The organism is Saccharomonospora iraqiensis subsp. paurometabolica YIM 90007, from assembly GCF_000231035.2.
Taxonomy (GTDB): Bacteria; Actinomycetota; Actinomycetes; order Mycobacteriales; family Pseudonocardiaceae; genus Saccharomonospora; species Saccharomonospora paurometabolica.
Genome location: NZ_KI912194.1, coordinates 4011 through 7262 on the forward strand (window position 1 = coordinate 4011; position 3252 = coordinate 7262).

Here is a 3252-nt window from a genome sequence, read left to right on the forward strand (position 1 = left end):
GACGGCCCACGCCCGCGCGGAGGCCGGAGCCGACGCGGAGGGAACCGGCGACCCCGGGGACACCGAGACCACCCGCCCGCTGGCCGCGGTCTGACGCACGGGCCCGGCCCGGCGGTCGGCACCGACCGCCGTATCGGGGCGTCGACTCGCCGTCGTGGGGCGTCGACTCGCGGTCGTGGGGTGTCGACTCGCGGTTTGGTGGGTGTCTACAAAAGCGGGGCGGGGGGCGTGGTGAGTCGCGATCATTACCGTCGGCGCACGGGAGGCGGGAGAGTGGGGCCGGTGGGCGCGCCCCTGCGGGGGACCGCGCCCACGTGCCGTGTCGGACAGAGGTGATGAGGGGGTTGTCGGTGTTTCGTCGGGTCGCCGTCGTGAACCGGGGTGAGGCCGCGATGCGGCTGATCCACGCCGTACGGGAGCACAACGCCGACGGCGGGCCACGCCTGGAGACGGTGGCGCTCTACACCGACGCGGACCGGGACGCGGCCTTCGTCCGGGAGGCCGACCACGCCCACTGCCTGGGCGCCGCCGCCGACCGTCCGTACCTCGACCTGGCCGTGCTCGAACGGGCCCTGGTCGCCACCGCCGCCGACGCCGCGTGGGTGGGGTGGGGTTTCGTCGCCGAGGAGGCCGCCTTCGTCGAACTGTGCGACCGGCTCGGGGTCACCTTCATCGGGCCGGACGCGGAGGCGATGCGCAGGCTCGGCGACAAGATCGGCGCCAAACTGCTGGCCGAGGAGGTCGGGGTGCCGGTGGCGCCGTGGAGCCGTGGCCCGGTCGGGGACCCGGACACCGCCCGGGAGACCGCCGCCTCGATCGGCTATCCGCTGATGCTCAAGGCCAGCGCGGGCGGCGGCGGCCGGGGCATCCGGGTGGTGCACTCCGCCGACGAACTCGCCGACGCCTTCGAACGCACCAGCACCGAGGCCGAGCGGTCCTTCGGCAGCGGCACCGTGTTCCTGGAGCGCCTGGTCACCGGTGCCCGGCACGTCGAGGTCCAGGTGATCGCGGACGGGCACGGCACCGCGTGGGCGCTCGGGGTCCGGGACTGCTCGGTGCAACGCCGCAACCAGAAGATCATCGAGGAGTCGTCGTCCCCGCTGCTGGACGCCGGGCAGGTCCGGGAGCTGAAGGAGTCCGCGGAACGGCTGGCCCTGGCCGTGGGCTACCGGGGTGCGGCCACGGTGGAGTTCCTGTACCAGCCCACCGAGCGGCTGTTCGCCTTCCTCGAGGTGAACACGCGGCTGCAGGTGGAGCACCCGATCACCGAGGCCACCACGGGCGCCGACCTGGTCAAGGAACAGCTGCGGGTCGCCGCGGGGCATCCGCTCGACGGTGCCCGCCCCGCCGAGTGGGGGCACGCGGTGGAGGCCCGGCTCAACGCCGAGGATCCCGACCGCGACTTCGCCCCGGCCCCCGGCCGGATCTCCCTGCTCCGGCTGCCCGCCGGGCCCGGCATCCGGGTGGACACCGGCGTCGCCGAGGGCGACACCATCCCCGCCGACTTCGACTCGATGATCGCCAAGATCATCGCGTACGGCCGGGACCGGGACGAGGCCCTGGCCCGCCTGCGTCGTGCCGTCGCCCAGACGCGCGTGCTCGTCGACGGCGGCGCGACCAACAAGAGCTTCCTGCTGGACCTGCTCGCCGCCTCGGAGGTGATCGCCGCCACGGCGGACACCGGGTGGATCGACCGGGTCCGGCAGGAGGGCGGGCTGCACAACACCCGGCACTCCGGGGTGGCCCTGGCCGCGGCCGCGGTCGAGGCCTACGAGGAGGCCGAACAGGCCGAGCGGCACCACCTGCTGTCCACCGCGTACGGCGGCCGACCGCAGGTGCGGCACACCGGCAGCCGCACGATCGAGCTCAAACTGCGCGGTACCGGCCACCGCGTCACCGTCGCCCGGACCGGGCCGCACCGGTTCGCCGTCACCGTGGCCGACGGTGCGGAACCGCTCGACGTCGAGATCGAGCGGTTCGACGACGCCACCGCCCGCATGGTGGTCAACGGCGCCGACTTCCGCCTGGTCACCGGCACGCACGGGCCGGTCCACGTGGTCGAGGTGGACGGGGTGACCCACCGTGTCAGCCGGGACGAGGGCGGTGTCGTGCGGTCCCCCGCACCCGCACTCGTGGTGGCGACACCGGTGGAGGTCGGCGCCGAGGTGGAGGCGGGCGCACCCGTGCTCGTGCTGGAGAGCATGAAGATGGAGACGGTGCTGCGCGCGCCGTTCCGCGGGATCCTGCGGGAGCGTTCCGTCCCGATCGGCAGCCAGGTCGAGGCGGGTGCGCCGCTGCTGCGGCTCGAACCGACCGCCGACACCGAGGAGGGGTCCGGGGCCGGGGACCCGGCCGCGGATCTGGAACTGCCGCGTCCCGCGGCCCCCGCGGGACCGCGGGACCGCGCCGAGACCGCGCGGGTGGCGCTGCGGAACCGGCTCCTGGGGTACGACCCCGATCCGGTCGACGCGAACCACGCGGTGCGGCGGTACCTCGACGCCCGCGCGGACCTGGTGGCCGACGGCGGGTCGCCGGTGGCGGCGGAGGTGGAGCTGCTGCGGGTGTTCGCCGACCTCTGCGAACTGACCCGCAACCGCCCGGTGGGCGAGGAGACCGCGGTGGACAGCCCGGTGCACAGCCCGCGCGAGTACCTCCACACCTATCTGCGCAGCCTCGACGTCGACCGCGCGGGACTGCCCGCGGCGTTCCGGGAGCGGCTGGCGCGGGCGCTCGGGCACTACGGCGTCACCGACCTCGACCGCGGCCCGGCCGTGGAGCGGGCGGTGTTCCGGCTCTTCCTGGCCCAGCGGCGCGCCGCCACGGACGTCGCCGTGGTCACCGCCCTGTTGCGCGAGTGGCTCGCGGGCCCCGCCCCGGCGGGTCCGGTGCGGGAGACGGCCGGGCACGTGCTGGAGCACCTCATCGTGGCCGCCCAGGTGCGCTTCCCCACGGTCGGCGACCTGGCGCGCGGCGTGGTGTTCCGCTGGTTCGCCCAACCGATGCTGCGGCGCACCCGCGCCGAGGTCTACGCGGGCGCCCGCAACCACCTGCGGTACCTGGACCGCCACCCCGCGGCGTCCGACCGGCGGGAGCGCATCGCGGAGCTGGTCGCCTCGCCCGAACCGCTCGTCCGGCTGCTCGGGCAGCGCATCGGCAGGCCGGACACCGACACCGGGCCGCTGCTGGAGGTCATGGCGCGTCGTTACTACCGGGACCGTGCCCTGGAGGACGTCACGGTCACCCGGGTCGCCG

General features: G+C 75.1%; 1 protein-coding gene. It reads left to right on the forward strand.

The features are described 5' to 3' along the window. Positions 1–350 precede the first annotated feature (350 nt). A partial coding sequence (locus tag SACPADRAFT_RS24890) for an ATP-binding protein (protein ID WP_040923805.1) occupies positions 351–3252 on the forward strand: 2902 nt, incomplete at its 3' end.